Here is a 25,623-nt window from a genome sequence, read left to right as displayed (position 1 = left end):
CGGGCAAATTCCTGGTTACGCAAACCGGAGCCGGAGCAAAATGCCCAACCCTCTTATATTGTCCACATCCTCGACCGCCAGCGCCGCAAAATCTGAAACTGCCGCCAAGGGACACCCAATCTCGGAAGGGGCTGACACCTTTGCTGAGGTAATGGAGCAGGAATTGCAGCGTTCCGAAGGTGACAGCTTGAATGAGGACGTGCCCGAACTGACCATTAATGCCGAGGTGCAGGTTGAAGAGGATGTGGTCGAAGAAGACTCTGTTGATCTTGCGACCAGCCTGTCGGGAAAACCTGAAACTGACCCGCCCGCCCGCGCGTCGGCGCAGGACGAAGAGATGGCACCTGAGGAAACGCCGACATCGCTGCCCGAACCTGACAAGGCCGTAATATTCGCAGCGCCAAACAATGCGGCCCCCGATCCTAGGGGTGATGCGCCTGGAAACGCGGCGCAGCGCGCCCGATCTGAGGTTCCGGCTTTGTTGCAGGCGAAAACCGCACAGCAAAAACCGGAACACAATCTGCCGCAAACCACTATTGCAAAGGGCTATCGGACCAAGGCGTCGATACCCTCGGATTCTGCGCCCGGAAAACCCGAAGTGCCAGAACCAAAGCTGGTTTCGCGAGATACACCCGATGCGGCTCAGGCTCCCAAAGCCACCGGTTCACCGCCGACAACACAATCCGTTCCGACATTTGTTCAAATACAACTGATGGCGTCTGCCAAGGTGCAGGACGTTGATTTGGTATCAGACCCGGATGCCGAGGGGATTCTGCCCGCGCGCGAAAGCCAGCCATTTTCAACGGCACGAGATACGTCAGCAAGCCATCAGCACTTTTTAACCTCAGCACGGGCAGAAACGGCGCGGGCAATCGCGGGGCAAATGGCCGCTGCGATACATGCAAGACCACAATCCGGCACGATTGAACTGACCTTGAATCCGGAAGAGCTGGGCAAGATCTCAATCGTCATGAATGGCCGGGATGACGGGTTGCAAATGACGATCGCAGCCGAGCGGCCGGAAACTCTGGAAATGATGAGGCGACATCTTTCGGTTCTTGAGGCTGAGTTCAAAAACCTCGGGCTTGGCGATCTGTCTTTCAATCTGGGTGGTTCGTCAGACGGCCAGTCCGAAAGCGCGGATAGACACGCAGATTCCGGTCTGAATACAACCCAGACCGAAATGGATCAGGCCAGCGAGCCGGTCTTAACCCGGATCGGCCATAGTGGCCGCGTTGATATGAGGCTTTGAGCATGATCACGCCCACACAGAATACAGGCGCTACCGCCACACAGACCCAATCTTCGGCGCAATCTGGAACATCCGGCCTGGCCTCGGATTTTGAAACCTTCCTTCTGATGCTGACCGCCCAGGCCCGCAACCAAGACCCGCTGGAGCCGCTGGATTCATCAGAATACGCCTCGCAACTGGCTCAGTTCTCGATGGTCGAGCAGCAAGTTCAGACCAACGATCTGCTCTCAGCGCTTGCCTATTCGCTTGGCAGTGTAAACCTTGAAGAGCTTGCCAGCTGGGTCGGGATGGATGTGCGAACCGCCTCTGCCTTTCATTTCGACGGTTCACCAGAAACGCTGTATGCGCAGGCCGACCCCGGGGCGGACAGCGCCTTTATGGTGATCCGCAACGACTCGGACGAGGTCGTTGAACGCATCGCTGTTTCTACGACGGAATCCGAGTTTGTCTGGGCCGGAACCGATGACGATGCCGCCCCGTTACCGGCAGGAAATTATACCGCAACAATGGAAAGTTATGACGGCGATGAACTGCTGTCTGAACGCATCGCCTCAGCGTATAATCAGGTTCTGGAGGCGCAGGTCGGCACTGATGCAGTGTTGCTGACGCTCGCTGGCGGAGAGGTGGTGCCAGCAGGAATAGTCACTGCGGTGCGAACAGGAGCTTGATCTACGGTTAACGACAAGCGAAACCAAGGCAATGCCCGACTCGTTGACTGATTGGTGATCTCCCTGCCTCAAATACCGTCCCCACCGCGCGACCTTGTTGCTCAACTTGTCAGGCTCGGATTTGCCAGCGCTGGGGCACAGTTCGAAACTCTGTATGGTGGCAGGACAAACCGGGTGTGGAAGGTGCTGGGCGACGACAGTGATCAGGTATTGAAACTGTACCGCTCGGACCTGGAAAACCCATTGTTTCGCAACGATCCCGCATTGGAAGCCGCCTGTCTGCGGGCACTGGCTTCTTCTGGGGTTGTGCCGCGATTGCGGGCAACGGGACAACATGACAACGGATATTGGGTGTTCTACGACCACGCACAGGGCACCCCCTGGCGGTCTGACCCGGCCCCAGTGGCCCGGTTGCTGCACCGCCTGCATTCGCTCAACCTAAACATAGAGAACGCACCCACCGGTAAAAACGGTAGCGCAGATCTGGCCGAACATGGTCAAAGCATTCTGGCGATGTGCACATCGGATCGACGGGCTCAGCTGGAAAAGATGCAACCACAGCATCATATTTTGCGGTCGGATCACACTTGCCTGATTCACGGCGACCCGGTGGCGGGAAACATCCTCGTCGCATCCTCGGGGCTGACGCTGATTGACTGGCAATGCCCAGCCGTTGGTGATCCTTGCGAGGACCTTGCGCTGTTCCTGTCACCCGCCATGCAATATCTTTACAGAGGTGCGGTTTTGACCGTCGACGAGCAACAGTCCTTTCTTTCGGCCTATGACCGGCAGGAAACCGTAAACCGCTACCGGTCTTTGCGCCGCTGGTACGGGTGGAGGATGGCGGCCTACTGCCTATGGCGCACAGAACATGGGGCACCGGATTATGAACAAGGGCTCGAGCTGGAACTGGCCGCTTTGTGAGTGTCAGAGGTCGGCCAGTGCCATTAACGCATAGGCTGGCGGCATCAGCGCCCGCCGCCAGGACCCAAGTGGAAAACGCCGCGGGGGTCGGGCCATTGGCTCAGGCAATTCCGCATCCTGTCCAAGCACCATGCGACTAAGCGCCCGCCCACAATAGGTACCCATCGCGACGCCGTTTCCATGATAGGCCAGCCCAGCAAACATCCCATTCTGACCCGGAACGGACCCTGCGAACGGCGTCAGGTCCTGGGTAAGGCACACCATCCCTGACCACATATTGGTCACGTCCACATCGGCCCATGCCGGAAACATGGCCTTGAAATCACGCTGCACCTTTTGCCGGATCGCAGCCTCGGCCTTAGGTGATGAGCGCAGGCCACCGCGCATCCCAAACAGAAACCGTCGATCCGGCATAAGACGAAAATAGTGCAGGAGATTTCGTGTATCGTAAGACATCTGATCCGAGGTCCAGCCCTGCGCCGATACCTCAGCCTCGGTCAACGGGCGGGTCACCAGAACGGTTGATTGCGCTGGCATATAGCGCCCAGACAGCCATTCAGGCATGTTTTCACTGGAATATCCGTTGGTGCATATCAGTACATTCGACGCTTTGATCCGTCCTGACGCGGTTCGAACATCAAAGCTCGCGCTGGTTTTGGTGATGTCTCTGGCCATGGTTTTCTGAAAAAATCGGACCCCAACGGAAGCGGCCGCATTTGCAATGCCGAACAGGTATTTCCGGGGGTTCAGACCAAATCCGACCGGCACGCTATAGCCCCCGAAAAAATCCCCACCCAACCCGAGCCCGGGCAGGTCGGCTGCCTCATGCAAGCAGCCCCCGTCATCCGCAGAGCGTCGCAATTTCTCCATGGCGCGGGCGGTGTGGGCCAGGGCGGTCTCGCCCTTGGAATGAACGTCCGCTTCGATCTGATGCGCCTCAAGCAGGTCGGCGACAAGATTGACCGCATCCACTTCGGCCCGGGCAAAGCTTTCGGCCCCCTCGACCCCATATCGCCGAGCCATGCCACGATCGCTCAGCTTTGACCCACCTCGGCAGCAAAACCCACCATTGCGACCCGAGGCACCCCACCCCGGCGTCTCCGCCTCGAGAACTGCGACGGATAGGCCTGCCTGCCCCAGGAAAAGCGCGGCTGTAACACCTGTGAACCCGCCGCCGATGATGGCGACATCCACGCTCAGATCATCCTGCAACACCGGCCAGTCTGGTGCTGCGATAGTTTCATCCCACCAGCACCCTGATCGCGGTCCAGATCCATAGGTATACTCAGGGAACAGACGTTTCATTCCGCACGCACTGCCGCCATCTCATCCTGTTTTTGCCGGACCATCGCGCGCTTGGTGACCAAAGATGCTGCTATGACACCGACCGTCACGACCGCAATCATGATCGTGGATAGCGCATTGATTTCAGGGCTGACGCCCAGCCGCACAGCTGAGAAAATCTTGATCGGCAGAGTCGTGGCTGACGGGCCCGATGTGAATGATGCGATCACCAGATCATCCAGCGACAGCGTAAAAGCCAATAGCCAGCCTGAAATCACCGCCGGGGCGATGATCGGCAGGGTGACAAGACGGAAGGCTTGTGCGGGTGAGCACCCAAGATCCAACGCTGCCTCTTCCAGAGACTGATCAAACGTGACCAGACGTGAGGATACAACAACCGACACGAAGCACATTGAAAAGGTCGTATGTGCCAGCACGATGGTCAAAATACCCCGGTCCAGTCCAATTCCGATGAACAGCAGCAAAAGCGACAAGCCAGTGATCACTTCGGGCATCACAAGAGGCGCATAGATCATGCCTGAAAACAGAGTCCGGCCAAAGAACCGCCCACCGCGTACCAGCACATAAGCCGCCGCCGTACCCAGAATGGTGGCTAGGGTCGACGAGAATACTGCAACCCGCAAGGTGACCCAGGCAGCATCAAGAAACGCTTCGTTCTGGACCAACTCACCATACCATTTGGTCGAAAATCCAGCCCAAACCGTGACCAGTTTGCTTTCGTTAAAAGAGAAGATGATCAAAATGAGCATCGGGATATAGAGAAACGCGAAACCAAGCGTCAACGAGACGACGTTGAACCAGCTTAACCTGTTCATTGCTCAGCCTCCGTCTGTTTCTGCTGGTTGCGCTGGAACAGCACGATGGGAATCACAAGGATCAGCAACAGCACAACTGCCACGGCACCGGCCACCGGCCAGTCGCGGTTCGAGAAGAACTCCTCCCACAACACTTTGCCGATCATCAATGTCCCGGATCCCCCGAGCAATGATGGGATCACAAATTCGCCGATCACCGGAATCATCACCAGGAAACAACCCGCGATGATACCCGGGCGTGACAAGGGGATCGTTATCAGCCAGAAGGCCTGAATACGCGAACAGCCCAAATCCTCTGCGGCCTCGATCAGCGACTCGTCCATTCGTTCAAGCGCGGAATAGATCGGCAGAATCATGAAGGGCAGATAGGTATAGACGATACCGATATAGACAGCTGTGTTGGTGTTCAGAATGGTCAGCGGGGTCGAGATGATGCCCGCCCACAGCAGCAGTTGGTTCAGGTAACCTTCGTTGCTGAGAATACCCATCCAAGCATAGACCCGGATCAGGAACGACGTCCAGAACGGTAGAATTACCAACATCATCAACGTCGGGCGCCACTCAGCCGGTGCGCGGGCCATGCCATACGCGATAGGATACCCCACCAGCAAAGTCAGTATGGTTGAAATCAACGCTATTTTGACACTGGACAGGTAAGCTTTCCAATACAGGTCATCTTCGGTTAGCCAGACGAAATTCTCAAAATCCAGCTGGCTGAAGAAATCCCTGAGCCCGGCCCAGCCCTGAGATAGATCCAGTGTCGGCGTGTAAGGCGGGATGGCCAGCTCCGTGTCCGAAAGCGAGATTTTCAGAACGATGAAAAATGGCACCAGAAACAGCGCCAAAAGCCAGACATACGGGACGGCGATCAGAAGGGCGCGGCGCATCAATCCGCCAACAGAACCGCGGCGGTGGCTGTCCAGGACAGCCAGACCGGGTCTTCCCATGTAAAGGAACGACGCGAAATGCGACGGGTATTTGCCGTCTGCGCCTTGATAATCGTGCCGTTATTCAGTTCGACGTGATAAGTGGACAGATTGCCCAGATAGGCAATGTCAAGCACCTTGCCCTGCACTGCGTTGATTGCATCCGCTGGACGATCAACCGAGATCGTCACCTTCTCGGGGCGGATCGCCAGATGACAGAGCTGACCGTTCGAAAACTCTGTGGTCGAGGACGCAGTCAAAGGTGCCTGACCTTCAGCCCAGTCAATCTGATAGGTCTCATCGGCGCTTGCCGTGGCCCTGCCCTGGATGATGTTCACGTCGCCAATGAAATCGGCCACATAGACCGAACTGGGATTCTCATAAATCCGGTCGGGTGTCGCCACTTGTATCAGATTACCCTGATCCATTACCGCAACCCGGCTGGCCACGGTCATCGCCTCTTCCTGATCATGGGTCACGATCACAAAGGTGGTGCCGGTCTTTTCCTGAATATCCATCAGCTCGAATTGCGTATCCTGTCGCAGTTTCTTATCCAGCGCCCCCAAAGGTTCGTCCAGCAACAGCAGCTTTGGCGCTTTGGCCAGGGATCGCGCAAGCGCCACGCGCTGACGCTGACCACCCGAGATCTGGTGCGGTTTGCGACGGGCGAATTGTTCAAGCCGGGTCAGGCGCAACATCTCTTCGACACGATCCATAAGATCATGCTTTGGCATATTGTCCCGACGCAGACCAAAGGCGATGTTTTCCCAGATAGATAGATGCGGAAACAGGGCGTAGGATTGGAACATCATGTTCACAGCCCGTTTGTTCGGCGGAATGGGATCTATATCCTGCCCGCCCAGCAAAATATGCCCTTCGGTCGGTTTTTCAAACCCGGCCAACATTCGCATCATCGTGGTCTTGCCGCAGCCCGAGGGCCCTAGCAGAGCAAAGAATTCTTTCTCAAATATATCCAAGGACAGATTGTCGATGGCCGTGAACTCACCAAACCGTTTGGTGACATTCTGGAACTGGATCAGAGGTTTCGCCTGTGGGTCTTCCCACGGCACAAAAACAGTAGAGTTCAAAACGGCCCCCGTTCGGCAATCTGAAAAGAATGGCAGGGCGGTTGGTCCGCCCTGCTGAAACAAGCCGGATCAGGTGCCCGATTTGATCTTGGTCCACAAACGGGTCACGACCCGCTGTATCTTCGACGGGTAAGGCGTCGTGATATAGAGGTTTTGCATGGTCGCATCATCCGGATAGATGGCCGGATCACCGATCACGTCTTCCTCAAGAAATTCTTGCGAAGCCTTGTTGCCATTGGCGTAGTAAACATAGTTCGAGGCCGCAGCCATATTGTTGGCATCCAGAATGAAATTCAGGAATTTATGCGCACCCTCCGGGTTCGGAGCATCAGCCGGAATCGCCATCTGGTCGAACCACATCAACGACCCTTCAGCAAAGGGATGATACTCAATTTCAACACCATTATCGGCTTCGGCCGCACGATCGCGGGCCTGCAGGATATCACCCGACCACCCCACGGCGACACAGATGTCGCCATTGGCCAATGCGTTGATATATTCCGAGCTGTGGAACTTCTGAATGTGCGGTCGAACGCTGGTCAAAACCGCCTCGGCCTTGCCAATAACATCTTTGTCATGGCTGTCCGGGTCTTCACCCAAATATTGCAGAACCATCGGAATGATTTCTGCCGGAGCATCCAGGAAATGTACGCCGCAGGATGCAAGTTTCTCCATATTCTCGGGTTTCAGAACCAGATCCATGCTGTTCAGCGCAACATCCTCGCCCAACGCTTCTTGCACTTTTCCAACATTTACACCAAGCCCGGTTGTGCCCCACATGTAGTTGATAGAATAGGCGTTGTCCGGATCATACCCGGCAGTACGTTCCTGAATCACATCCCACAGATTGCCTGAATTCGACAGCTGTGCAGCGTCAAGCGCCTGAAAGGCTCCAGCCTGGATCTGACGCTGAAGGAAAGTACCCGAAGGCACCACCACGTCATAGCCTGATCCACCGGCCAGCATCTTGGTCTCCAATACCTCGTTGCTGTCAAAAACATCATAAATCAGAGTCAGACCGGTATCTTCCTCGAACTTTGTCAGAAGCTCTTCGTCGATATAGTCGGACCAGTTGTAAACACGCACCTCTTCAGCGAAGGCCGCCGAAGTCCCCAATGCGATGACCGCTGTCATGGTCAGCGTTTTGATTGTCATATTATTCTCCCTGCAAGTGTACGCGCTATTTTCCCGTTTTTTTGGATTTGATCAAGTTTTGCGTTTTCGCACGATCCGTCGTATGGTTTCACGAGGTCAGAAACCTGACAAGTCAACATAGCGGGAAACAGGGCAAACCACTTGGATTTGATCAAAAATAAGGCATCCAGCACTGACGGTGCGCGTGAAAAACGACCTGCGCATGAACAGGTCTATAATACCCTCAGATCACAAATCATGTACGGTGAATTGGTGCCGGGGCAACCCGTCACGATCCAGGGTCTCACTGATTCGCTGGGTGTTGGAATGACCCCTGTGCGGGAGGCGATCAGGCGCCTGATATCCGATGGTGCTCTGGTGTTTCAGGGCAACCGCCGAGTGAGTGTTCCTCTTCTGACCGACGGCGACGTCGAACAGATGATTTATTCAAGAATCAAAATAGAATCAGAGCTTTCGAGGCGTGCAACTGCGAATGTGACACCTCAGGACATTGATCATCTTGAGCAGATCGACCAACGTCTGGATCGCACTATCAGCGATGGAGACGTCAGCGGCTATCTGCGCCTCAACCACCGGTTTCACGAAACGCTTTACGGCCATGCAAACGCCCCGATTCTCAATGATCTGGCCGAGCGCCTGTGGCTTAGATTCGGGCCGTCTTTGCGCGTTGTATGTGGTAGATTCGGCACTCAGAGCCTGCCGGACCGCCACAAGGATATCATTTCGGCGTTGCGCAATCAGGACGCGGATATGGCAGCAAAAGCAACCGCACAAGATATCGAACAGGGCATGGAGCTGATGGCAGACGCCTTAGTCAACGCTTAGATCTGTCCGATTCGATTGACAGGAAAAAATTTGATCATATTGTAGCTGCCAATCGCTCTTGCAGGAGATTTTCCGATGTCGACCATCACAAACCATTTGCCCACGGCCCAGCTGCAGGCCTTGGACGCCGCCCACCACATGCACCCTTTTTCGGCCAATGGCGCCCTAGGGAAAGAAGGCGCGCGCGTGATCACCCGTGCGAAGGGCGTCTACCTTACGGACAGCGAGGGTGAAGAAATACTCGATGCAATGGCGGGCCTGTGGTGTGTCAATATCGGCTATGGTCGCGATGAACTGGCCGAGGTCGCAGCCCGCCAGATGCGCGAACTGCCGTATTACAATACCTTTTTCAAAACGACCCACGTCCCTGCCATCGCGCTGGCCGCGAAGATCGCGGAACTTGCGCCGGGCGATCTGAACCATGTGTTCTTTGCAGCCGGCGGGTCTGAGGCGAATGACACAAACATCCGTCTGGTTCGGACCTATTGGGCCGAAAAAGGCCAGCCCGACAAGAACATCATCATCAGCCGCCATAACGCCTATCATGGCTCTTCGGTCGGCTCGGCGTCGTTGGGCGGCATGGCAGGGATGCACGCGCAGGGTGGAATCCCGATCCCGAATATCCACCATATCAACCAGCCAAACTGGTGGGCCGAAGGTGGCAGCATGTCACCCGAAGAATTCGGCCTGGCCCGCGCGCGTGAGCTGGAAGAAGCAATCGAGGAGCTGGGCGAAAACCGCGTCGCGGCCTTTATCGCCGAACCCGTTCAGGGCGCAGGTGGCGTGATCGTTGCACCGGATACCTACTGGCCTGAAATTCAGCGCATCTGTGACAAATACGATATCCTGTTGATCGCGGATGAGGTCATCTGCGGCTTTGGCCGCACCGGCAATTGGTTCGGGTCACAAACCGTCGGCATTCGCCCCGATATCATGACCATCGCCAAAGGCCTCAGCTCGGGCTATGCGCCGATTGGCGGATCCATCGTAAGCGATGAAATCGCCGAGGTCATTGGTGGCACCGAGTTCAATCACGGCTACACCTATTCCGGCCATCCGGTCGCCGCCGCCGTGGCACTGGAAAACCTGCGCATCCTCGAAGAAGAAAAGATCGTCGAGCATGTCCGCGATGTGGCCGCGCCGTATCTGAAGGAAAAATGGGAGGCGCTGGCCGATCACCCGCTTGTGGGCGAGGCCAAGATCGTCGGCATGATGGCCTCGATTGCGTTGACCCCGGACAAGGCCAGCCGCGCCAAATTCGCCTCCGATCCGGGTACAGTCGGCTATATCTGCCGCGACCGCTGCTTTGCGAATAACCTGATCATGCGCCATGTGGGCGATCGGATGATCATCTCTCCTCCGCTGGTTCTGACACCCGCGGAAATTGATGAGATGCTCGTACGCATCCACAAATCTCTGGACGAGGCACAGGCCGAGATCATCGCACAGGGCCTGATGAAAGCGGCCTCCTGACCCGCGCAGCTTCATCTGGCTGAAAATACCTCGGGGGAGGCGCCGTCAGGCGACGGGGGCAGAGCCCCCTCCCCTACCTCAACCGCTCTAACAGCGGCGCGGACGCATAGCCGTCCGGCAAAAGCCCCTGTGCCAGTTGATAGGCCCGAACCGCCTCGGTGGTGTTCGGACCGGTGCGCCCGTCGATCCCCTGCGTATCGAACCCGGCTTCGGTCAGCCGGAGCTGCAATTCCTTCTTCTCAGCAAAGCTCAACGCCCGATCACCCCGAGGCCACTCGGCCTGAAACGCCGCGCGGCCCGCCAGACGGTCGGACAAATGTCCAATGCCGATCACATAGGCATCTGCACCGTTGTATTGCTCGATCACGCGGAAATTTTCGAAGACCATCAATGCAACGCCTTCACCACCCGCTGGCAACAAGATCGCTGCCTGACCATGATCCGCAAGCGGCTGTCCATCCCACGCAACCACGCCCAGCGCCGCCCAGTCTGACGGCAGCAGCGTGTAATCGCGTCTCGCGGCCGCAAAATCGAACCCGGCGGGCAGGCGCACTTCAACACCCCATGGCTGTCCCTTGGTCCACCCATGACGCGCCAGATAGGCCGCTGTCGAGGCCAGCGCGTCGGTCGGGTCATCCGCCCATATATCCCGCCGCCCATCACCGTCGAAATCCACGGCGTGATCCAAAAACGAGGTCGGTATGAACTGCGTATGCCCCATTGCTCCGGCCCAGCTTCCGATCATCGTTGCGGGGCTGACATCGCCTACCTGAATGATCCGCAAGGCGGCAATCAGTTGCGTTTCAAAGAACTCAGCCCGTCGGGCATCAAAGGCCAGCGTCGCAAGCGAACGGATCGTCTGATCCGACCCCCGAAATGTGCCGAAAGATGTCTCAAGCCCCCAAATCGCGGCCACGACCTCTTTTTCGACGCCATACTGCGCCTCAATCCGGGTCAGCACCGCGGCATGGCGTTCCAACCCCGCGCGACCGTCCGCGACGCGCCGATCAGAAACGGCCGCATCCAGATAGTCCCAGATGGGCTTGGTAAACTCAGCCTGATTACGATCGCGCTTGATGATGTCCTTGTCATAGGCCAGCCCCGCAAGCGCGCGGTCCAAAGTCCCGGGCAGGATGCCCTGCGCCTGTGCCCTCGCCCGAAAATCACCAAGCCACGCCTGAAACCGGGCGCTTCTTTCCTCTGACACGCGATACATTTCCTCCGATGGTCGGACGACCGGTCGGATTGAGACTGTAAGATCAGCCGACGCCAATTGTATCGGCTGTGGCCCTTCCGGGCTTTTGATGGACTCCGCCTGTACGATGGATGCCCATAATGCTGCGGTCATAACGCCGCTTACGCATCTACGCATTCCGAATTTCCTGATAACTGCTCAACCACAGGATAGCGCAAAAATGGCAAATCTCAAAGCGCTCAGCTTTCCGAGTCGCGGTCTCTCGCCTCTCGCTCGGACCGCAGCCGGTTCAGAGCTTCGCGCAGCAGGGGGACCCGATTGGGCCGGAACGAGGCCCCGGTAATCTGCATCTCTTGCATGCGATCCAACCGAAACACGCGGAAATCCTGCCGCAACAGACACCAGCTGATCAGCACGCTGGCGCGGTCCATGTAAACGATGCTCAACGGATTTACGCGGCGATGGGTCTCATCGCCTTTGGCATCCCAATAGGAAAATTCGATCGTCTGTTCGTCCCAGGTGGCCCGCCGCAGTTCAGCGACATCCACCGTTGGTTTCGCCGGCCGGTCAAACCGTGTGGCGGTCAGCACCGCATGGCTGAGGCGCTGAGACTGGCGCGGTGGCAAACGACCCTGCAGCTTGCGTAGGACTTCGCTGGCAGCCTCTGAGAGGCCGGGATCACCAATGGATTGTACCTCGCGCAGGCCAAGCACCAGGGCCTCAAGCTCATCATCGGTGAAGCCAAGCGGTGGCAGGGTGGCGTCCTCGATCAGGGTGAACCCGAACCCCGCCTCTCCGTCGATCACGGCGCCGAGGCTACGCAATGAATCGATGTCTCTGTGAATCGTGCGCGGCGAAACGCCCAGATCCTGAGCCAGCTCAATCGACGTTCTTGGCGACGGGCCAGAGCGCAAGGATTGCATTAATTGGAACAAACGGGCGGTGCGGGTCATAATGCAGGTTACTTTATCTCTAATGACAAAAACTGTCATTAGGCCGGCGTACCCATCACATATCCCCATGATGGAGCCTAAGATGCTGACCCTTTTGACCTACCCCTCTGCCTTTGGCCTGTTCAGCGCCAGCCCGTTTTGCGTGAAAACCGCACTAATGCTGCAAACATCGGGCCAACGCTGGCAGCGATCTGACCTTCTTGACCCGCGCAAGATGCCGCATCAAAAGCTGCCGGTTCTGCGCACGCCCCAGCGTCTGATCCCCGACAGCGACCTGATCCGCGACTGGCTTGAGACACAAGGCACCGATTTTGATCACGGGCTGGGCGATCTGCAAAAAGCCCAATCTCGTGCTCTGATCCGCCTGGCTGAGGAACATTTGTATTTTCAGATCGTTCAGGACCGTTGGGCCAATGACGAAGTCTGGCCGATTCTGTATAAGACCTTTTTCACTGGCATCCCCGCCCTGATCCGCAAACCAGTTGCCAATTCTATCCGCAAGAACGTTGTTAAAGGATTGGGGTTTCAGGGCGTCTCTCGATTCTCAGATGCGGAACGTCAGGATAGGCTGGAACGCGATCTTGAGGCGATCTCGGCCTATCTGTGGCAGTCGACTTATCTGATGGGAGAAACCCCGACCTCAGTGGATATGAGCGTGGCCCCGATGCTTGCCGCGATGCGCGCGACGCCGGCCAATACACCGCTGACCCAGCGGATCAAACAGGATAAGCTGTTGAGCGACTACATAGACCGGATGGAGCAGGCGATACCGCTGTCATGACACAATTTGACGATCCCGCAGTGGCAGCGGCCTATCAAGCCCTGCCCGAAGGCACACGTGTCGGGGCGCTTGCACTGCGTCAGTTGATCCTGGAAACCGCCACTTCGTTGCCCCGCGCGCAGCCGTTGCAAGAGGCATTGCGCTGGGGGCAGCCCGCCTATCTGGCGCCCAAGGGATCCACGATCCGATTGGGCGGGCACAAAGCAGCCCGCTTTGCCCTGTTCGTGCATTGTCAAAGCCGGTTGATGGGCGATTTCACCTCGGCCTTTCCGGGCGAAGATCGGATAGACGGCAACCGCGCTGTTCTGTTTGATGACCCGGGTCAGATCGACGCCACCCGCCATGGCTGGCTGATCGCCCGCGCGTTGACCTATCACCTTCCCGGAAAAGGCTAACTTACATTCGCCTTGTTCCCGAGATGCGAAATCACTTCTGACGGCGTTTGCGTTCCACCTTGCGTTTGATCTTGTCCTTCTTGCGCTTGGTGCTGACCGCCTTGCGTCGCGTTGGGCGCTTGGATGCTCCTCCGCGCCCCGTCGGCAGGGCCTGATCGTCGATCGACAACAGCTCCAACTCCAGCCCGCCCGTCACAGGTGTCGCCTCGGTCAGACGCACGGTGACGCGTTGGCCGATGGCTATGATCAGCCCGGTGTCCGACCCCATCAGGGTTCCGGCCTCGCGGTCGAAATGGAAGAACTCGCGCCCCAAGGATCGCACCGGTACCAGACCGTCCGCGCCGGTCTCGTCCATTTTCACGAAAGCCCCAAACCGGGCGATACCACTGATCCGACCCGAGAACTCAGTCCCAACGCGCTCGCTCAGATAAGCCGCCAGATACCGGTCGGTCGTATCTCGTTCCGCCATCATCGAGCGGCGTTCGGTATCCGAGATATGAGTGGCAGTTTCGTCCAGCCGGGCGATCTCATCCTCGGTCAGCCCATCGGTACCCCAGCCATGGGCCGAGATCAGCGCGCGGTGCACGATCAGGTCGGCATAGCGCCGGATGGGCGAGGTGAAATGCGCGTAATTCCGCAGCGCCAGCCCGAAATGGCCGAAATTTTCAGCGTTGTAATAGGCCTGCGCCATCGACCGCAGGGTGGTCAGATTGATCAACTCTGCATCCTCGGTGCCCGCAGCCGCATTCAGCAGTGCGTTCAGGTGGCGGGTCTGCAACACCTGCCCCTTGGCCAAATTCAACCCCGCCGCCTGAGCCGTTTCCCGCAGGCTTTCCAGCTTCTCGGGTGCTGGTTCTTCGTGGACACGGAACAGCAGCGGGCGGCGCTTGGCGATCAGGGTTTCAGCCGCAGCGACATTGGCGAGGATCATGAACTCTTCGATCAGCTTATGCGCGTCCAGACGGTCGCGGAAAGCCACGCTTTGAACGTCGCCCGTATCGCTCAGGATAATCTTGCGTTCCGGCAGGTCCAGTTCCAGCGGTTGCCGCACACCCCGCGCCTTTTTCAGTGCAGCATAAGCAGCATAGAGCGGCTTCAATACGGTCTCTAACAGAGGCCCGGTGCGGTCATTGGGGGCACCATCGATGGCCTCCTGCACCTCGGCATAATGCAGCGAGGCGGCGGAGCGCATAAGCCCCCGCACGAACCGGTGGCCGATCTTGTTGCCCTCGGCGTCGATCTGCATCCGCACGGCGATACACGCGCGCGGGACGCCTTCGTGCAACGAACACAAATCACCGGACAGCCGATCCGGCAGCATCGGCACCACGCGGTCGGGGAAATAGCTGGAGTTGCCCCGCTTGCGCGCCTCGCGGTCCAGCGCCGTACCGGGCTGCACATAGGCGGCGACGTCAGCAATGGCGACCCAAATAACATGCCCCCCGGGGTTCTTAGGATCATCGTCAGCATGGGCGAAACAGGCGTCATCATGATCCCGCGCGTCTGAGGGGTCGATGGTCAGCAGCGGCATATCGCGCAGGTCTTCGCGCCCTTTCAGGCCAGCGGGTTTGGCCTTGTCGGCCTCTGCAATCACTGTGTCGGGAAAGTCATCGGGAATGCCATGCTGATGAATGGCGATCAGCGACACGGCCTTGGGGGCCGACGGGTCGCCCAGCCGTTCGACAATGCGGGCACGTGGCAGGCCCATGCGGGTCTTGGGTCCGGCCTGTTCTGCCTCGACCAGCTCACCGTCTTTTGCACCCAGTACGGCACCTTCATTGACCAACCACTCGTTCTGCCCGGCCTTGTCGATGGGCACGATCCGTCCGCCCTCGGTCCCTTTGCGGAAGATACCGACGATCTTGCGCGGGTTGGTTCCGATCCGGCGGATCAGGCGGGCCTCGTAATTATGGTCTTCCTCATGCACCACGGTCAGACGGGCCAGAATGCGGTCGCCTTCACCCAGCGCCGGGTCACTGGCGCGAGTGATCATCAGAACAACCGGCTCGACCCCTTCGCCATGCCATTCCAGCGGGCGCGCGAACAGATCACCATCGGCATTCGGCGCCTTCACCTGCAACACGCTGACAGGCGGCAAACGATCCGGGTCACGATAGCTGCGATTGCGCTTTTCAAGATGCCCTTCGGCCTCAAGTTCCTTGAGGATCCGTTTCAGGTCGATCCGATCCGCGCCCTTGATGCCAAAGGCTTTAGCAATGTCGCGTTTCGAGGTCAGGGTGGGGTTCGCTGAGATCCAATCGAGGACCTCTTGCTTGGTAGGGATGCGAGTCATGATTTCGGCCTATCACGGAGATGCGGCGGCGTCATGACCAAAAAGGGTCAGGCTTGCAGATCAGCAACCGTGTCGACATCGCGCAGCTGATCCAGCATCTCCACCCGGCATCCGGGGATCGAGGCCAGCGTGTCGGCCAGCGCATGTTCCGTCGACCAGCGCACGTTTTGAAACAGGCTGTGTGGCAGGGCACCAATGCGTTGCGCCCCGACCAGCCAATATCCGCCATCCGGGGCCGGACCAAACACCATCTGGTTGCGCCCCAATGCCCGGAACGCGCGCGCGATATGCCCCCGTGTAACCCCTGGGATATCCGCACCGATCAGACAGACTGGCCCTGTTGGCATTTCCCGCAGCATCCGCCCCATACGATCGCCTAGATCCCCACGCCCCTGTGGCGCACGTGGCAGATCAGCGGGCCAGATGCGGCTGGTCAGCCCTTCGCGGTCCGGCGAGACCGCCAGCACGATCTGCCAGCGCGGATCGCGCAGGCGCCGGATCAAAGAGCGGGTCTGATGGCGAAACCACCACGCCGCACCGACCATACCGATATCGCGCCCCAACCGGGTTTTGACACGGCCCGGGCGCGGTTCTTTCGCCATGATCACCAGGGTGCGCTGCATGAATCAGGAAAAATAGTCGGTCAGGATACGGGTATAGACCGCCTTGAGCTGTTCAATCTGCGCCACCTCAACGCATTCATCCACCTGATGCATGGTTTTGCCGACCAAACCAAATTCGACAACCGGACAATGATCCTTGACGAAACGCGCGTCCGAAGTACCCCCGGTTGTTGACATCTCGGGCGTGACCCCGGTTTCAGCCGCAACCGCTTTGGCCACCAATTCCGACAGAGGGCCAGGAGGGGTCAGAAAGCTTTCGCCCGATATCTTGATCCGCACATCAACATCAACGCCAAACGCGGCGGCTACATCGCGCGCCTGCGCTTGCAGCCAATCGCTGAGGCTGGCGCCGGAATGCAGGTCGTTGAACCGGATGTTCACCGCCCCGCTGCACTGTGCCGGGATGACATTTGTGGCGGAATTACCCGTGTCGATCGCCACAACCGCCAGCGTCGAGGCGTCAAAATGATCAGATCCCCGGTCCAACTCGTGACTGGCCAGCCTGTCCATCAGCCGGGCCATGGCGGGCAGTGGGTTCTTTGCCCGGTGCGGATAGGCCGAATGGCCCTGCACACCTGTTACGGTAAACCAGGCGGTCATCGAGCCGCGACGGCCAATCTTCATCATTTCACCCATCCTGTTCGGGCAGGTGGGTTCACCGACCAGGCAGACGCTCATCCGCTCGCCGCATTGATCCATATGGTCAAGCAGGGCGGTGGTGCCATGCAGCGCATCAGCCTCTTCGTCACCCGTGATCGTCAGGATGATCGCCCCGTCGGGCGGCGTGTCGCGTACAAAATCCACTGCCGCCGCTGCAAAGGCCGCCACACCCGATTTCATGTCAGTGGTCCCGCGTCCATACATGAACCCTTCCCGGATTTCTGCCCCGAAAGGCGGTGTGGTCCAAGCGGCCTCGTCGCCCACCGGAACAACATCGGTGTGACCGTTGAAACCAAAGCTTCGGGCGTGACCTTTTGCACCCCATCGCGCAAACAGATTGCTGATGCCGGCGCGATCAACACGGGTACAATCAAACCCCGCCTGCGACAGGACATCCTGCAGCAGGACAAGGGCACCGCCTTCTTCAGGTGTGACCGATGGGCAACGGATCAGGTCGGCCGTCAACGCAATCGGATCTGTCATGGTGGGCCCTTTCCATAAAATTTCTTTCAGGTTCGCGCACAGATTCAACGAATTGGCCCGATTGCCAACCCCAACAGGCCAGAAACCGCGGGCTTTTTCCACCTTGTATCGAACTGACACCCCCGGAAAACATGGGGCCTTACGCTGCGATTGCCTTGTCTGCCGGTTCGAATATGCGCTAGAGGGCCGCGAAACAGGTGATTTTACGATGACACGTGCTCTTTTCGCATTGATCTGCCTGACTTTCGCCGTTCTCGGCCAGCAAAGCCAGGCCCAGACGCTGACGGTTTCGACCGTGACACGGCCTCCGTTTTCTTTTGTCGAAGATGGAGCCCAAACCGGATTCTCGATGGACCTGCTTGAGGCGTTGGCTGAATCCCTGAATTGGGACTATTCCATCCAACGTTCCGACGCCTTTGGCGACATGCTGGGCGCAGTGCAGAACAGATCCGCAGATCTGGCCATCGCCAATATCTCGATCACTGCCTCGCGAGAAACGCAGATGGACTTCAGCCAGCCGATTTTCGAGGCTGGTTTGCAGATCATGGTGCCATCGGACGCGGTGCGCCGCCCGTCACTGCTACATGCGTTACTGTCGCGCGAATTGTTCATTGCTATCGGGCTCGCCTTTGCCATCCTTCTTGGCGGCGGCATGCTGATGTGGGTGTTCGAGCGCCGCTCGCAGCCCTATTTCGACCGCAAGCTTGACGAGGCCTGGTTCCCCTCATTCTGGTGGGCCTTGAACCTGGTGGTCAATGGCGGGTTTGAGGAACGAATGCCGCGCACGCCATTTGGTCGAATTCTGGGTGTAGTGCTGGTTGTATCTTCGCTGTTTATCGTCTCGGTCTTCACTGCGCGGATCACCTCGGTCATGACAGTGGATGCAATCAGTGGCAGCGTGAATTCGATAAATGACCTTTACGGCAAAGAGGTCGGAACAATCACGAATTCAACCGCTGCGAACTTCCTGAACCGCCGCGAGATCGAGTTTACCAACTATGATGGGCTCGACCCCATGCTTGAAGCTTTTCGCAACGAGGAACTGGACGCCATCGTGTTCGATGCGCCGATCCTGTCCTATTTCGCCGCCCATGAAGGACGCCGGATCGCCTCGATGACAGGCGGTATATTCCTGCGCGAGAATTACGGCATTGCCTTCCCTACCGGGTCCCCGCTGGTCGAAGACGTCAACCAGGCGCTGCTGGCGCTGCGCGAAGACGGCACCTATGACGAGATTTATCGCAAGTGGTTTGGGGCGCGGAACTAAGCCGTCTCTTCATCCCCGAAAAACGGGGTCATCTGCGCCACGATCACTGCATTTTCATCCAGTGCGCGCTGCATTAGGGCCCGTTCATCCGGGTCGATCTCGTGACCTTGCGCCTCACGTTCGGCCAAAGTGCCATAGCCTGTGACATCCAAAGGCGCGGTATCTGCCTGTTTCAGGATCGCCACCGTTTCGCGCACGGCCTCGGCCTCGTCGACGCCACTGGCAAAACACATCAATGCCGCCCCGGTTGCGCCGTCGGGCAGGCCATCTCCATCCTTGCGACCGATCTGCACAAGAAGGGTATAGACCTGCTGACGCGAAGGTTTCTTTTGCTTTTCCATGCAAGGGGCCATAGCCGCGTGCCTGCCTGCGGTCAAGCAGCCGGGGAATTGCAGTGGATCGCCTGTGCCGCCATAGTGCCCGCAGTAACCTGACACCGATCACAAAAGGACGTTGCCATGACTTATCCGGATTTCATCACAGGATTCCCAAGCCTCGACGTGCCCTTCCCCGAAGATGTGGTGCAAACGGCCGTGATCAGATCAGACGCGGGGCTGGTGGCGTTTTTTACCTTTCTTCAGGATTTCGAACTGCCCCTTCATTCCCATCTGGCACAATGGGGAACTGTGGTCGAAGGTGAGATTGAGCTGACCATTGGCGATGAAACCAGGAGCTATGGCCCCGGTGACAGCTATTCGATCCCCGCAGGAGTGGAGCATGGCGGCAAGATCAAAGCCGGGTCGCGCGTCATTGATGTGTTCGAAGAACCGGACCGCTATCCGGTCAAAGGGTAAGCGATAACAAAAAAGGGCGGCAGCGGATCGCGCTGCAGCCCCCTTGTTTGATCCGCGCCCAGTATTAGTCGCGCAGCAGCTCGTTGATCCCGGTTTTCGAGCGGGTCTTTTCATCCACCCGTTTCACGATCACGGCGCAGTAGAGGTTGATGTTGTTCTTGGACGGCATCGAGCCCGCAACAACCACCGAATAGGGCGGAACTTCACCATAGGTGACCTCGCCGGTTTCGCGATCGACGATCTTGGTCGATTTGCCGATGAACACGCCCATGCCCAGAACCGAGCCTTCGCGCACGATGCAGCCTTCGACCACTTCGGACCGGGCGCCGATAAAGCAGTTGTCTTCGATGATGGTCGGACCCGCCTGCATCGGTTCCAGAACGCCGCCGATCCCAACACCGCCCGACAGATGGACGTTCTTGCCGATCTGCGCGCATGAACCGACGGTGGCCCAAGTATCAACCATTGTGCCCTCGTCCACATAGGCACCCAGGTTCACAAATGACGGCATCAGAACCACGCCGGGCGCAATAAAGGCGGATTTGCGAACGACGCAATTCGGCACCGCGCGAAAGCCAGCGGCCCGCCATTGGTTTTCACCCCAACCCGCGAACTTGCTGTCCACCTTGTCCCACCAGCCGCCGTCCTGAGCGCCGCCGGTCTGGATTTCCATATCCTTGATGCGAAAGCCCAGCAGAACCGCTTTTTTCGCCCACTGGTTCACATGCCAGTCGCCGCTGTTCTGCTTTTCCGCCACCCGCAGCGACCCGCTGTCCAGCGCGTTCAGCGTATCTTCGATCGCTTCGCGAGTCTCGCCGGTGGTGGCGGGGGTGATGGCATCTCGCGCCTCCCAGGCGGCTTCGATGGCGGCTTCCAGTTGCGCGTTGGACATTTGGCGGCTCCCTGCAGATTCTGTTCACGCTTGTGTTGCCTATACGCAAGCGACGGACTGGCTGCAATGCGACGCTGAGCGCACGCTTTGCGGCTGTTTGTTGCGGTTTCAGCCGTTCAGAGGGTCCGGTGAGATATTTCCGCCGCAGATCAGCACCGCCACCCGCTCGCCCGGCTCTGGCGTGTAAGCCCCCGAAAGCAGCGCAGCCAAGGCGGTTGCGCCTGCCGGTTCCACCAGAATCCGATGCGCCCGCCACAGGGCCTTCTGCGCCTTCGCGATGGCCTCATCACTGACCAGAACTGATTGCACGCCCTGTGCCAGATCGAAACAAATCGAGCCGATCCGCCGCGCGCCCAGCGCATTTGCCGCAATGCCCGAGACGGATACATCCACCGGTTCTCCCGCCTGCAGGGCTGCATTCAGCGCGCAGGAGGTTTCTGGCTCAACCGCCACGACCTTGCGCGTGCCTTGCAGCCAGGCCAGCGCCCCGGCGATCAGGCCGCCACCGCCCACCGCGATCAATACGGTATCGGCCTGCAGGCCCTGCGCCTCCCACTCGGCAAAGCAAGTGCCCTGTCCAGCAACGGTTGCAGGCGCGTCATAGGCATGGATCTGCATCGCGCCCGTGGCCTCCTCATGCGCCCGCGCGGCTGTCAAGGCGTTGGCATATTCACCCGGCATCACGCTCAAATCCGCGCCGGTCTGTTCGATCAGCGCGATCTTGGATGGCCCCGCCAGTTCGGGCACGAAAATCTTGGCCGGATAGCCCAGCGCCTGCGCGGCAAAGGCGGCCGCTGCGCCGTGATTGCCGCCCGATGCGGCCACAACACCAGCCTCAGGCACATCCGTGCTGATCAGAGTGTTAAACGCCCCGCGCGCCTTGAAACTGCCGGTGTGCTGCATATGCTCCAGCTTCATTTCCACCGAATAACCCAGACCCAAGGCACGGCTTTCCATGACTGGCGTCACTTGTGCATAGCCGGTTATGCGGTGCTGTGCCGCCAGTATTTCGCTCTTCCAATTCATTCTCATCTTTCCGTGACTGGCACTCTGCGCCCGAACCCTATAGCTGTTTGGAAAACACGCAAGCAGGGATCGTTACCCCATGAGAGAAGACCGCCTCAGCCCGTTTCGCGACGCGCAGACCGACCGTTCGACCGCAAGCGAGGTACCCGACACCCCGCAAACCCGCTCACCCGCCTATCGCCTTGCCTTTGCCGATGAGGATTTCCTGTGCCGGGATGAGCTGCGCCCGGTGCGCTTGCAGCTGGAACTGCTCAAGCCCGAGATGATCATGACCGAGCGTGAGATCACCTCGACCATCGTCATGTTCGGCGGCGCGCGTATCCCTGAGCCGTCACAGAAACACACCGCGCGGACGGAAACGCTGGCCGGGCTGTCGGAATATTACGACGAAGCGCGCGAGTTTGCCCGGTTGATGACCGAGAAATCGAACGAAACCGGCGGGCGCGAGAATGTAATCGTCACCGGCGGTGGCCCCGGCGTGATGGAGGCTGGTAACCGCGGCGCACAGGATGCGAACGGCTGTTCCATCGGTCTCAACATTGTGCTGCCGCATGAACAGGCACCGAACCTGTACGTTACGCCCGAGCTCAGCTTTAACTTCCACTATTTCGCCATCCGCAAGATGCATTTCCTGATGCGCGCCCGCGCCATCACCATCTTCCCCGGCGGCTTTGGCACCATGGATGAGCTGTTCGAGTCCCTGACCCTGATTCAAACCGGCCGTATGGAGCGCGTGCCTTTCCTGCTATTCGGTCGCGCGTTCTGGGAAAAGGTCATCAACTGGGAGGCGCTGGCCGACGCCGGCACCATCTCGGACGAGGATCTGGACCTGTTCCGGTTCGTCGATACCGCGCAAGAGGCGGTCGACATAATCGAGAAATGGGAACCCACCCCGCCCCGTGACGAAATACCGGGGCGCTAAACGATGGGGCGCAAGACCGGCGAGATGCTGCATCTGCGGGGCAACGCACTGACCAAGGGCGAGCCCGTGGCCCTGCCCCTGACCCAAAGCAGTATGTTCCACCTGCCCGGCGCGCCGGACGGGCATGATTTCTACGGTCGCGTCAACAACCCAACCTGGGAACATCTGGAACAGGTTCTCGCCCATCTTGAAGACGCCCCCTGCCTGGCTTTCCCGTCGGGCATGGCGGCGATTTCGGCCGCGTTGTTTGCCACGGTCAAAGCCGGGTCGCGCATCCTAATCCCGTCGGATGGCTATTACGTCACCCGCGTGCTGGCCGACCGATTTCTGTCTGGTCTGGGTGTCATAGTGACAGAACGCCCGACAACCGCCTTTTCCGAAGGTGGGTTCGACGGCTTCGATGTGGTCTTTGTCGAAAGCCCCTCGAACCCTGGCCTGGATATGATGGACCTGCCAGCCATCGCGTCGTCCGTGCGCGCGGCAGGCGGCATCACCATTGCCGACAACACAACCCTGACGCCACTGGGCCAACGCCCGTTGGATATGGGCCTAGACATCGTCGTATCCTCGGACACCAAGGCCATGGGCGGGCATTCCGATCTGCTGATGGGACATGTGGCCAGCCGGAACGCAGATATCATGGAGCGGGTCGAGGAATGGCGGCGTGTCTCTGGCGCGATCCCCGGTCCGCACGAGGCCTGGTTGCTGCATCGCGGGTTGGAAACGTTGGATGTTCGGTTCGACCGGATGTGCAGCTCGGCCCAGGTGTTGGCGGAACGGTTGGCAGCGCATCCAGCTGTAAAATACATCCGCTATCCCGGCCTGCCGGGCGACCCGTCCTACACCTTGGCACAGGCTCAGACCACGCGGTTCGGATTCCTTCTTTCGATCACGTTGGAAACCCAGGCCAAGGCCGAAACCTTCATCAACACCTGTCCAATGCTGCGCCCTGCGACGTCTTTTGGCGGCGTTCATAGCTCGGCCGAGCGCCGCGCCCGTTGGGGCGACGACGTTGACCCCGCTTTTGTCCGTCTGTCCGTGGGATGCGAGCCGGTGGTTGAGCTTTGGCAGGCAATCGATGCCAGCCTGAACGCACTGTAATTACTTTTTGGGCGTGCGCAGCTCGGTGAACACGTAGATCGGCAGCACTACGCTGGCGATCAGCGCGCCCAGCCAGACCAGCAGTGTCGCAGCCAGCAGGTTGGAAATTCCGCCAACCGTCAGCCCATTGGTCACCAGATCGGTCACAAGCAGGCCGACAAAGGTCACGATCAACGCGATCCCGCCTTTCAACGAAGGCGCCCTTTTCTCACCCAACTTCAGGATTAGCGGCTCGGCCACCACCTGCACCAGCGTGAATACGATCACCACAACGATGAATGAAATCGGCTTGATTGCAAAACCGGTCAGTAGCAAAGCGGCCAACATTAACCCAATGGCATTGCCCGCCAGCAAGGCCAGAACCGATTTAAGTCTGCGCGTCATCGGCTAATCTCCGTCAATGAATAATATGAAACAGCCTGATAGTATCAGAGATTACGAAACTTGCGAACCAATTTAGCCACCGGTTCTTTTTGACCTGTTGAAATCACGTGATAAAATACCTTCATCATGATCAGCCCTTCCCCCATCCATGAGAGGTGAGATGAGCGACGATCCCTATGCCGCACTTGGCGTGGCCAAAGATGCCAGCGACGCTGAAATCAAAAAAGCGTATCGGCGCATTGCCAAGGAATGCCACCCGGACTTGAAACCCGGGGACGCCGAGGCCGAAGCCAAGTTCAAGGCCGCCGCCGCGGCCTATGATCTGTTGAAAGATCCTGAGACGCGCAAACGCTATGACAATGGTGAGATTGATGCCTCGGGACAGGAACGCCCGCAACAGCAATACTATCGCGATTACGCCGAAGCCGCCGGCAACCCCTATCGCGGGCAGGCGACGGACCCCGACGACATGTCGGATATCTTTGCCGAATTCATGCGGGGTCGCGGCGGATTTGGTGGGCAAGGCGGCCGCGAGTTTCACGCGCCCGGCCACAATCTGAACTTCACGCTTCAGATCAGCTTTCTGGATGCGGTGTTTGGCGCCAGCCAGAAACTGACCCTGCCGGATGGGGACCGGATCGAGGTCAAGATACCCGCAGGGATCACAAGCGGTCAGACCATTCGCCTGCGGGGCAAGGGTGCCGCTGGCTATGGTGAGGGGCCGCGCGGCGATGCGCTGGTGACAGTATCAGTCGCGGATCATCCGGTATTCGACCGTCAGGGAAATGACATTCACATCACGCTGCCCATCACGATTGATGAGGCGGTGCTGGGCGGCAAAGTGGCGGCGCCCACGATCGATGGGGGTGTAAACGTGACCGTCCCGGCGGGAACCAGCAGCGGCAGAACCCTGCGCTTGCGGGGTAAGGGCGTGAAGAAGCGCGGCTCGGCCGAACGGGGCGACCAGTTGATCGAGCTGACCATTTCAATGCCCGATCAAATCGATGATGAGTTGAGGCAATTTATGGATTCATGGCGAGAAACCCACCGCTATGACCCACGCAAAGGAATGCCGTCATGACCCGCACCCTGACCGAAGAGGAACTGATCACCGCCGTAGCCCGGCTGACTTCGACCCGATTGACAGAATATCTGGCCGCCGAAATCGTGATCCCCGAACAAACAGATCGCGGATTGGTCTATCACAGCCTCGACGTTGCCCGGCTGGAGTTGGCCTGCGAGTTGCACGACCAATACGAAATGGAGGCAGACGCAGTGTCGATGATGATTTCCCTGATCGACCAGATGCATGGGTTGCGCGCAGAACTTCGAGAGGTCCTGAACGCCGTCGCAGCGCAGCCAGATCCGGTTCGTCAGCAACTGATCAAAGTGATCGGCACCGCGAGATTTGGGTGAGAGAGGC

At 58.6% G+C, this 25,623-nt stretch carries 27 protein-coding genes; 13 read left to right on the top strand and 14 right to left on the bottom strand.

The features are described from left to right. The first annotated feature begins 40 nt into the window (after nucleotides 1-40). The 3 genes from AC2FJV_RS08080 to AC2FJV_RS08070 are packed head-to-tail and all read left to right on the top strand — an operon-like array spanning nucleotide 41 to nucleotide 2,844. Nucleotides 41-1,252, top strand: a complete 1,212-nt coding sequence (locus AC2FJV_RS08080; RefSeq protein ID WP_496694184.1) for a flagellar hook-length control protein FliK — start codon at nucleotides 41-43, stop codon at nucleotides 1,250-1,252. 2 nt (nucleotides 1,253-1,254) lie between these two features. Beyond that, nucleotides 1,255-1,920, top strand: a complete 666-nt coding sequence (locus tag AC2FJV_RS08075; RefSeq protein WP_496677849.1) for a flagellar hook capping FlgD N-terminal domain-containing protein — start codon at nucleotides 1,255-1,257, stop codon at nucleotides 1,918-1,920. A gap of 54 nt (nucleotides 1,921-1,974) precedes the next feature. Further along, a complete protein-coding gene (locus AC2FJV_RS08070) occupies nucleotides 1,975-2,844 on the top strand; it encodes a phosphotransferase family protein (RefSeq protein ID WP_496713339.1) in 870 nt (289 codons plus the stop codon). 3 nt (nucleotides 2,845-2,847) lie between these two features. Here the strand turns inward: AC2FJV_RS08070 and AC2FJV_RS08065 are convergent, their stop codons facing one another. The 5 genes from AC2FJV_RS08065 to AC2FJV_RS08045 all read right to left on the bottom strand — a co-directional run bounded on the left by AC2FJV_RS08065 (nucleotide 2,848) and on the right by AC2FJV_RS08045 (nucleotide 8,133). Next, complete coding sequence (locus tag AC2FJV_RS08065) at nucleotides 2,848-4,149, bottom strand: NAD(P)/FAD-dependent oxidoreductase (RefSeq protein ID WP_496713337.1); 1,302 nt, start codon at nucleotides 4,147-4,149, stop codon at nucleotides 2,848-2,850. Continuing rightward, the gene (locus AC2FJV_RS08060; RefSeq protein ID WP_142637169.1) at nucleotides 4,146-4,964 is read right to left on the bottom strand and encodes an ABC transporter permease; all 819 of its coding nucleotides are present in this window, start codon (nucleotides 4,962-4,964) and stop codon (nucleotides 4,146-4,148) included. The genes AC2FJV_RS08065 and AC2FJV_RS08060 overlap by 4 nt, the downstream gene beginning before the upstream one ends. Then, nucleotides 4,961-5,851 carry an ABC transporter permease subunit gene (locus AC2FJV_RS08055; RefSeq protein ID WP_496713335.1) on the bottom strand — a complete coding sequence of 297 codons (891 nt, stop codon included), beginning with the start codon at nucleotides 5,849-5,851 and terminating at the stop codon, nucleotides 4,961-4,963. The genes AC2FJV_RS08060 and AC2FJV_RS08055 overlap by 4 nt, the downstream gene beginning before the upstream one ends. Then, nucleotides 5,851-6,978 (bottom strand): ABC transporter ATP-binding protein, encoded by a 1,128-nt coding sequence (locus AC2FJV_RS08050; protein WP_142637173.1) that lies wholly within the window; start codon nucleotides 6,976-6,978, stop codon nucleotides 5,851-5,853. Before AC2FJV_RS08050 ends, AC2FJV_RS08055 begins: the two co-directional genes overlap by 1 nt. A 69-nt stretch (nucleotides 6,979-7,047) precedes the next feature. After that, nucleotides 7,048-8,133, bottom strand: coding sequence for a polyamine ABC transporter substrate-binding protein (locus tag AC2FJV_RS08045; protein WP_142637176.1), 1,086 nt, complete (start codon nucleotides 8,131-8,133; stop codon nucleotides 7,048-7,050). Nucleotides 8,134-8,274: 141 nt separating this feature from the next. On the opposite strand from AC2FJV_RS08045, the gene AC2FJV_RS08040 reads away from it, so the two are divergent. Together AC2FJV_RS08040 and AC2FJV_RS08035 are read left to right on the top strand one after the other, a co-directional pair. Continuing rightward, nucleotides 8,275-8,958 carry a GntR family transcriptional regulator gene (locus tag AC2FJV_RS08040; RefSeq protein WP_271949594.1) on the top strand — a complete coding sequence of 228 codons (684 nt, stop codon included), beginning with the start codon at nucleotides 8,275-8,277 and terminating at the stop codon, nucleotides 8,956-8,958. A gap of 75 nt (nucleotides 8,959-9,033) precedes the next feature. Next, nucleotides 9,034-10,431 (top strand): aspartate aminotransferase family protein, encoded by a 1,398-nt coding sequence (locus AC2FJV_RS08035; RefSeq protein ID WP_281995446.1) that lies wholly within the window; start codon nucleotides 9,034-9,036, stop codon nucleotides 10,429-10,431. A 73-nt stretch (nucleotides 10,432-10,504) separates the two neighbouring features. On the opposite strand, the gene AC2FJV_RS08030 is transcribed toward AC2FJV_RS08035, so the two are convergent. Together AC2FJV_RS08030 and AC2FJV_RS08025 are read right to left on the bottom strand one after the other, a co-directional pair. Beyond that, nucleotides 10,505-11,803, bottom strand: coding sequence for a lytic murein transglycosylase (locus tag AC2FJV_RS08030; protein ID WP_496689952.1), 1,299 nt, complete (start codon nucleotides 11,801-11,803; stop codon nucleotides 10,505-10,507). Between the two features lie 62 nt (nucleotides 11,804-11,865). Next, a complete protein-coding gene (locus tag AC2FJV_RS08025) occupies nucleotides 11,866-12,579 on the bottom strand; it encodes a helix-turn-helix transcriptional regulator (RefSeq protein ID WP_496689953.1) in 714 nt (237 codons plus the stop codon). Between the two features lie 82 nt (nucleotides 12,580-12,661). Between AC2FJV_RS08025 and AC2FJV_RS08020 the strand changes: the two genes are divergently transcribed. Together AC2FJV_RS08020 and AC2FJV_RS08015 are read left to right on the top strand one after the other, a co-directional pair. After that, on the top strand, nucleotides 12,662-13,360 hold the full coding sequence (locus tag AC2FJV_RS08020; protein ID WP_496710126.1) for a glutathione S-transferase family protein: 699 nt from the start codon (nucleotides 12,662-12,664) through the stop codon (nucleotides 13,358-13,360). Continuing rightward, nucleotides 13,357-13,755: a DUF1801 domain-containing protein gene (locus AC2FJV_RS08015; RefSeq protein ID WP_496689955.1), complete on the top strand. Its 399-nt coding sequence runs from the start codon at nucleotides 13,357-13,359 to the stop codon at nucleotides 13,753-13,755. Before AC2FJV_RS08020 ends, AC2FJV_RS08015 begins: the two co-directional genes overlap by 4 nt. 31 nt (nucleotides 13,756-13,786) lie before the next feature. Here the strand turns inward: AC2FJV_RS08015 and rnr are convergent, their stop codons facing one another. Genes rnr through dapE form a run of 3 tightly spaced genes read right to left on the bottom strand, consistent with a single transcriptional unit; the run spans nucleotide 13,787 to nucleotide 17,814 of the window. After that, complete coding sequence (rnr, locus tag AC2FJV_RS08010; RefSeq protein ID WP_496694189.1) at nucleotides 13,787-16,048, bottom strand: ribonuclease R; 2,262 nt, start codon at nucleotides 16,046-16,048, stop codon at nucleotides 13,787-13,789. A gap of 47 nt (nucleotides 16,049-16,095) precedes the next feature. Further along, nucleotides 16,096-16,671, bottom strand: coding sequence for a TIGR04282 family arsenosugar biosynthesis glycosyltransferase (locus tag AC2FJV_RS08005; RefSeq protein WP_496713333.1), 576 nt, complete (start codon nucleotides 16,669-16,671; stop codon nucleotides 16,096-16,098). A 3-nt stretch (nucleotides 16,672-16,674) separates the two neighbouring features. Beyond that, complete coding sequence (dapE, locus tag AC2FJV_RS08000) at nucleotides 16,675-17,814, bottom strand: succinyl-diaminopimelate desuccinylase (protein WP_496713331.1); 1,140 nt, start codon at nucleotides 17,812-17,814, stop codon at nucleotides 16,675-16,677. Between the two features lie 208 nt (nucleotides 17,815-18,022). On the opposite strand from dapE, the gene AC2FJV_RS07995 reads away from it, so the two are divergent. Next, entirely contained in the window at nucleotides 18,023-19,081 is a 1,059-nt protein-coding gene (locus tag AC2FJV_RS07995) for a transporter substrate-binding domain-containing protein (protein WP_496713329.1), read from the top strand. Here the strand turns inward: AC2FJV_RS07995 and AC2FJV_RS07990 are convergent. Continuing rightward, nucleotides 19,078-19,422: a DUF8846 family protein gene (locus AC2FJV_RS07990; RefSeq protein WP_039539567.1), complete on the bottom strand. Its 345-nt coding sequence runs from the start codon at nucleotides 19,420-19,422 to the stop codon at nucleotides 19,078-19,080. The genes AC2FJV_RS07995 and AC2FJV_RS07990 overlap by 4 nt on opposite strands. A 117-nt stretch (nucleotides 19,423-19,539) precedes the next feature. On the opposite strand from AC2FJV_RS07990, the gene AC2FJV_RS07985 reads away from it, so the two are divergent. Continuing rightward, nucleotides 19,540-19,875, top strand: coding sequence for a cupin domain-containing protein (locus AC2FJV_RS07985; RefSeq protein ID WP_496713327.1), 336 nt, complete (start codon nucleotides 19,540-19,542; stop codon nucleotides 19,873-19,875). Between the two features lie 64 nt (nucleotides 19,876-19,939). Here AC2FJV_RS07985 and dapD read toward each other — a convergent pair whose 3' ends face one another. Beyond that, a complete protein-coding gene (gene dapD, locus AC2FJV_RS07980) occupies nucleotides 19,940-20,767 on the bottom strand; it encodes a 2,3,4,5-tetrahydropyridine-2,6-dicarboxylate N-succinyltransferase (RefSeq protein ID WP_281973038.1) in 828 nt (275 codons plus the stop codon). A gap of 108 nt (nucleotides 20,768-20,875) precedes the next feature. Continuing rightward, nucleotides 20,876-21,793 (bottom strand): threonine/serine dehydratase, encoded by a 918-nt coding sequence (locus AC2FJV_RS07975; RefSeq protein ID WP_496713325.1) that lies wholly within the window; start codon nucleotides 21,791-21,793, stop codon nucleotides 20,876-20,878. A 79-nt stretch (nucleotides 21,794-21,872) separates the two neighbouring features. Between AC2FJV_RS07975 and AC2FJV_RS07970 the strand changes: the two genes are divergently transcribed. Continuing rightward, entirely contained in the window at nucleotides 21,873-22,715 is an 843-nt protein-coding gene (locus AC2FJV_RS07970; protein ID WP_142637203.1) for an LOG family protein, read from the top strand. A gap of 3 nt (nucleotides 22,716-22,718) precedes the next feature. After that, complete coding sequence (locus AC2FJV_RS07965) at nucleotides 22,719-23,816, top strand: cystathionine gamma-lyase (RefSeq protein WP_496689958.1); 1,098 nt, start codon at nucleotides 22,719-22,721, stop codon at nucleotides 23,814-23,816. Here AC2FJV_RS07965 and AC2FJV_RS07960 read toward each other — a convergent pair whose 3' ends face one another. Continuing rightward, the gene (locus tag AC2FJV_RS07960; protein WP_142637207.1) at nucleotides 23,817-24,200 is read right to left on the bottom strand and encodes a hypothetical protein; all 384 of its coding nucleotides are present in this window, start codon (nucleotides 24,198-24,200) and stop codon (nucleotides 23,817-23,819) included. It abuts the gene before it with no gap. 160 nt (nucleotides 24,201-24,360) lie between these two features. Here AC2FJV_RS07960 and AC2FJV_RS07955 point away from each other — a divergent pair, with 160 nt between their 5' ends. Together AC2FJV_RS07955 and AC2FJV_RS07950 are read left to right on the top strand one after the other, a co-directional pair. Then, on the top strand, nucleotides 24,361-25,281 hold the full coding sequence (locus AC2FJV_RS07955) for a DnaJ C-terminal domain-containing protein (RefSeq protein WP_271949567.1): 921 nt from the start codon (nucleotides 24,361-24,363) through the stop codon (nucleotides 25,279-25,281). Further along, nucleotides 25,278-25,616 (top strand): hypothetical protein, encoded by a 339-nt coding sequence (locus AC2FJV_RS07950; RefSeq protein ID WP_281973035.1) that lies wholly within the window; start codon nucleotides 25,278-25,280, stop codon nucleotides 25,614-25,616. Before AC2FJV_RS07955 ends, AC2FJV_RS07950 begins: the two co-directional genes overlap by 4 nt. The last annotated feature ends 7 nt before the right edge of the window (nucleotides 25,617-25,623 follow it).

This window comes from Ruegeria sp. CDSA241, assembly GCF_059611265.1.
This window is presented reverse-complemented; position numbering and strand designations above follow the sequence as displayed.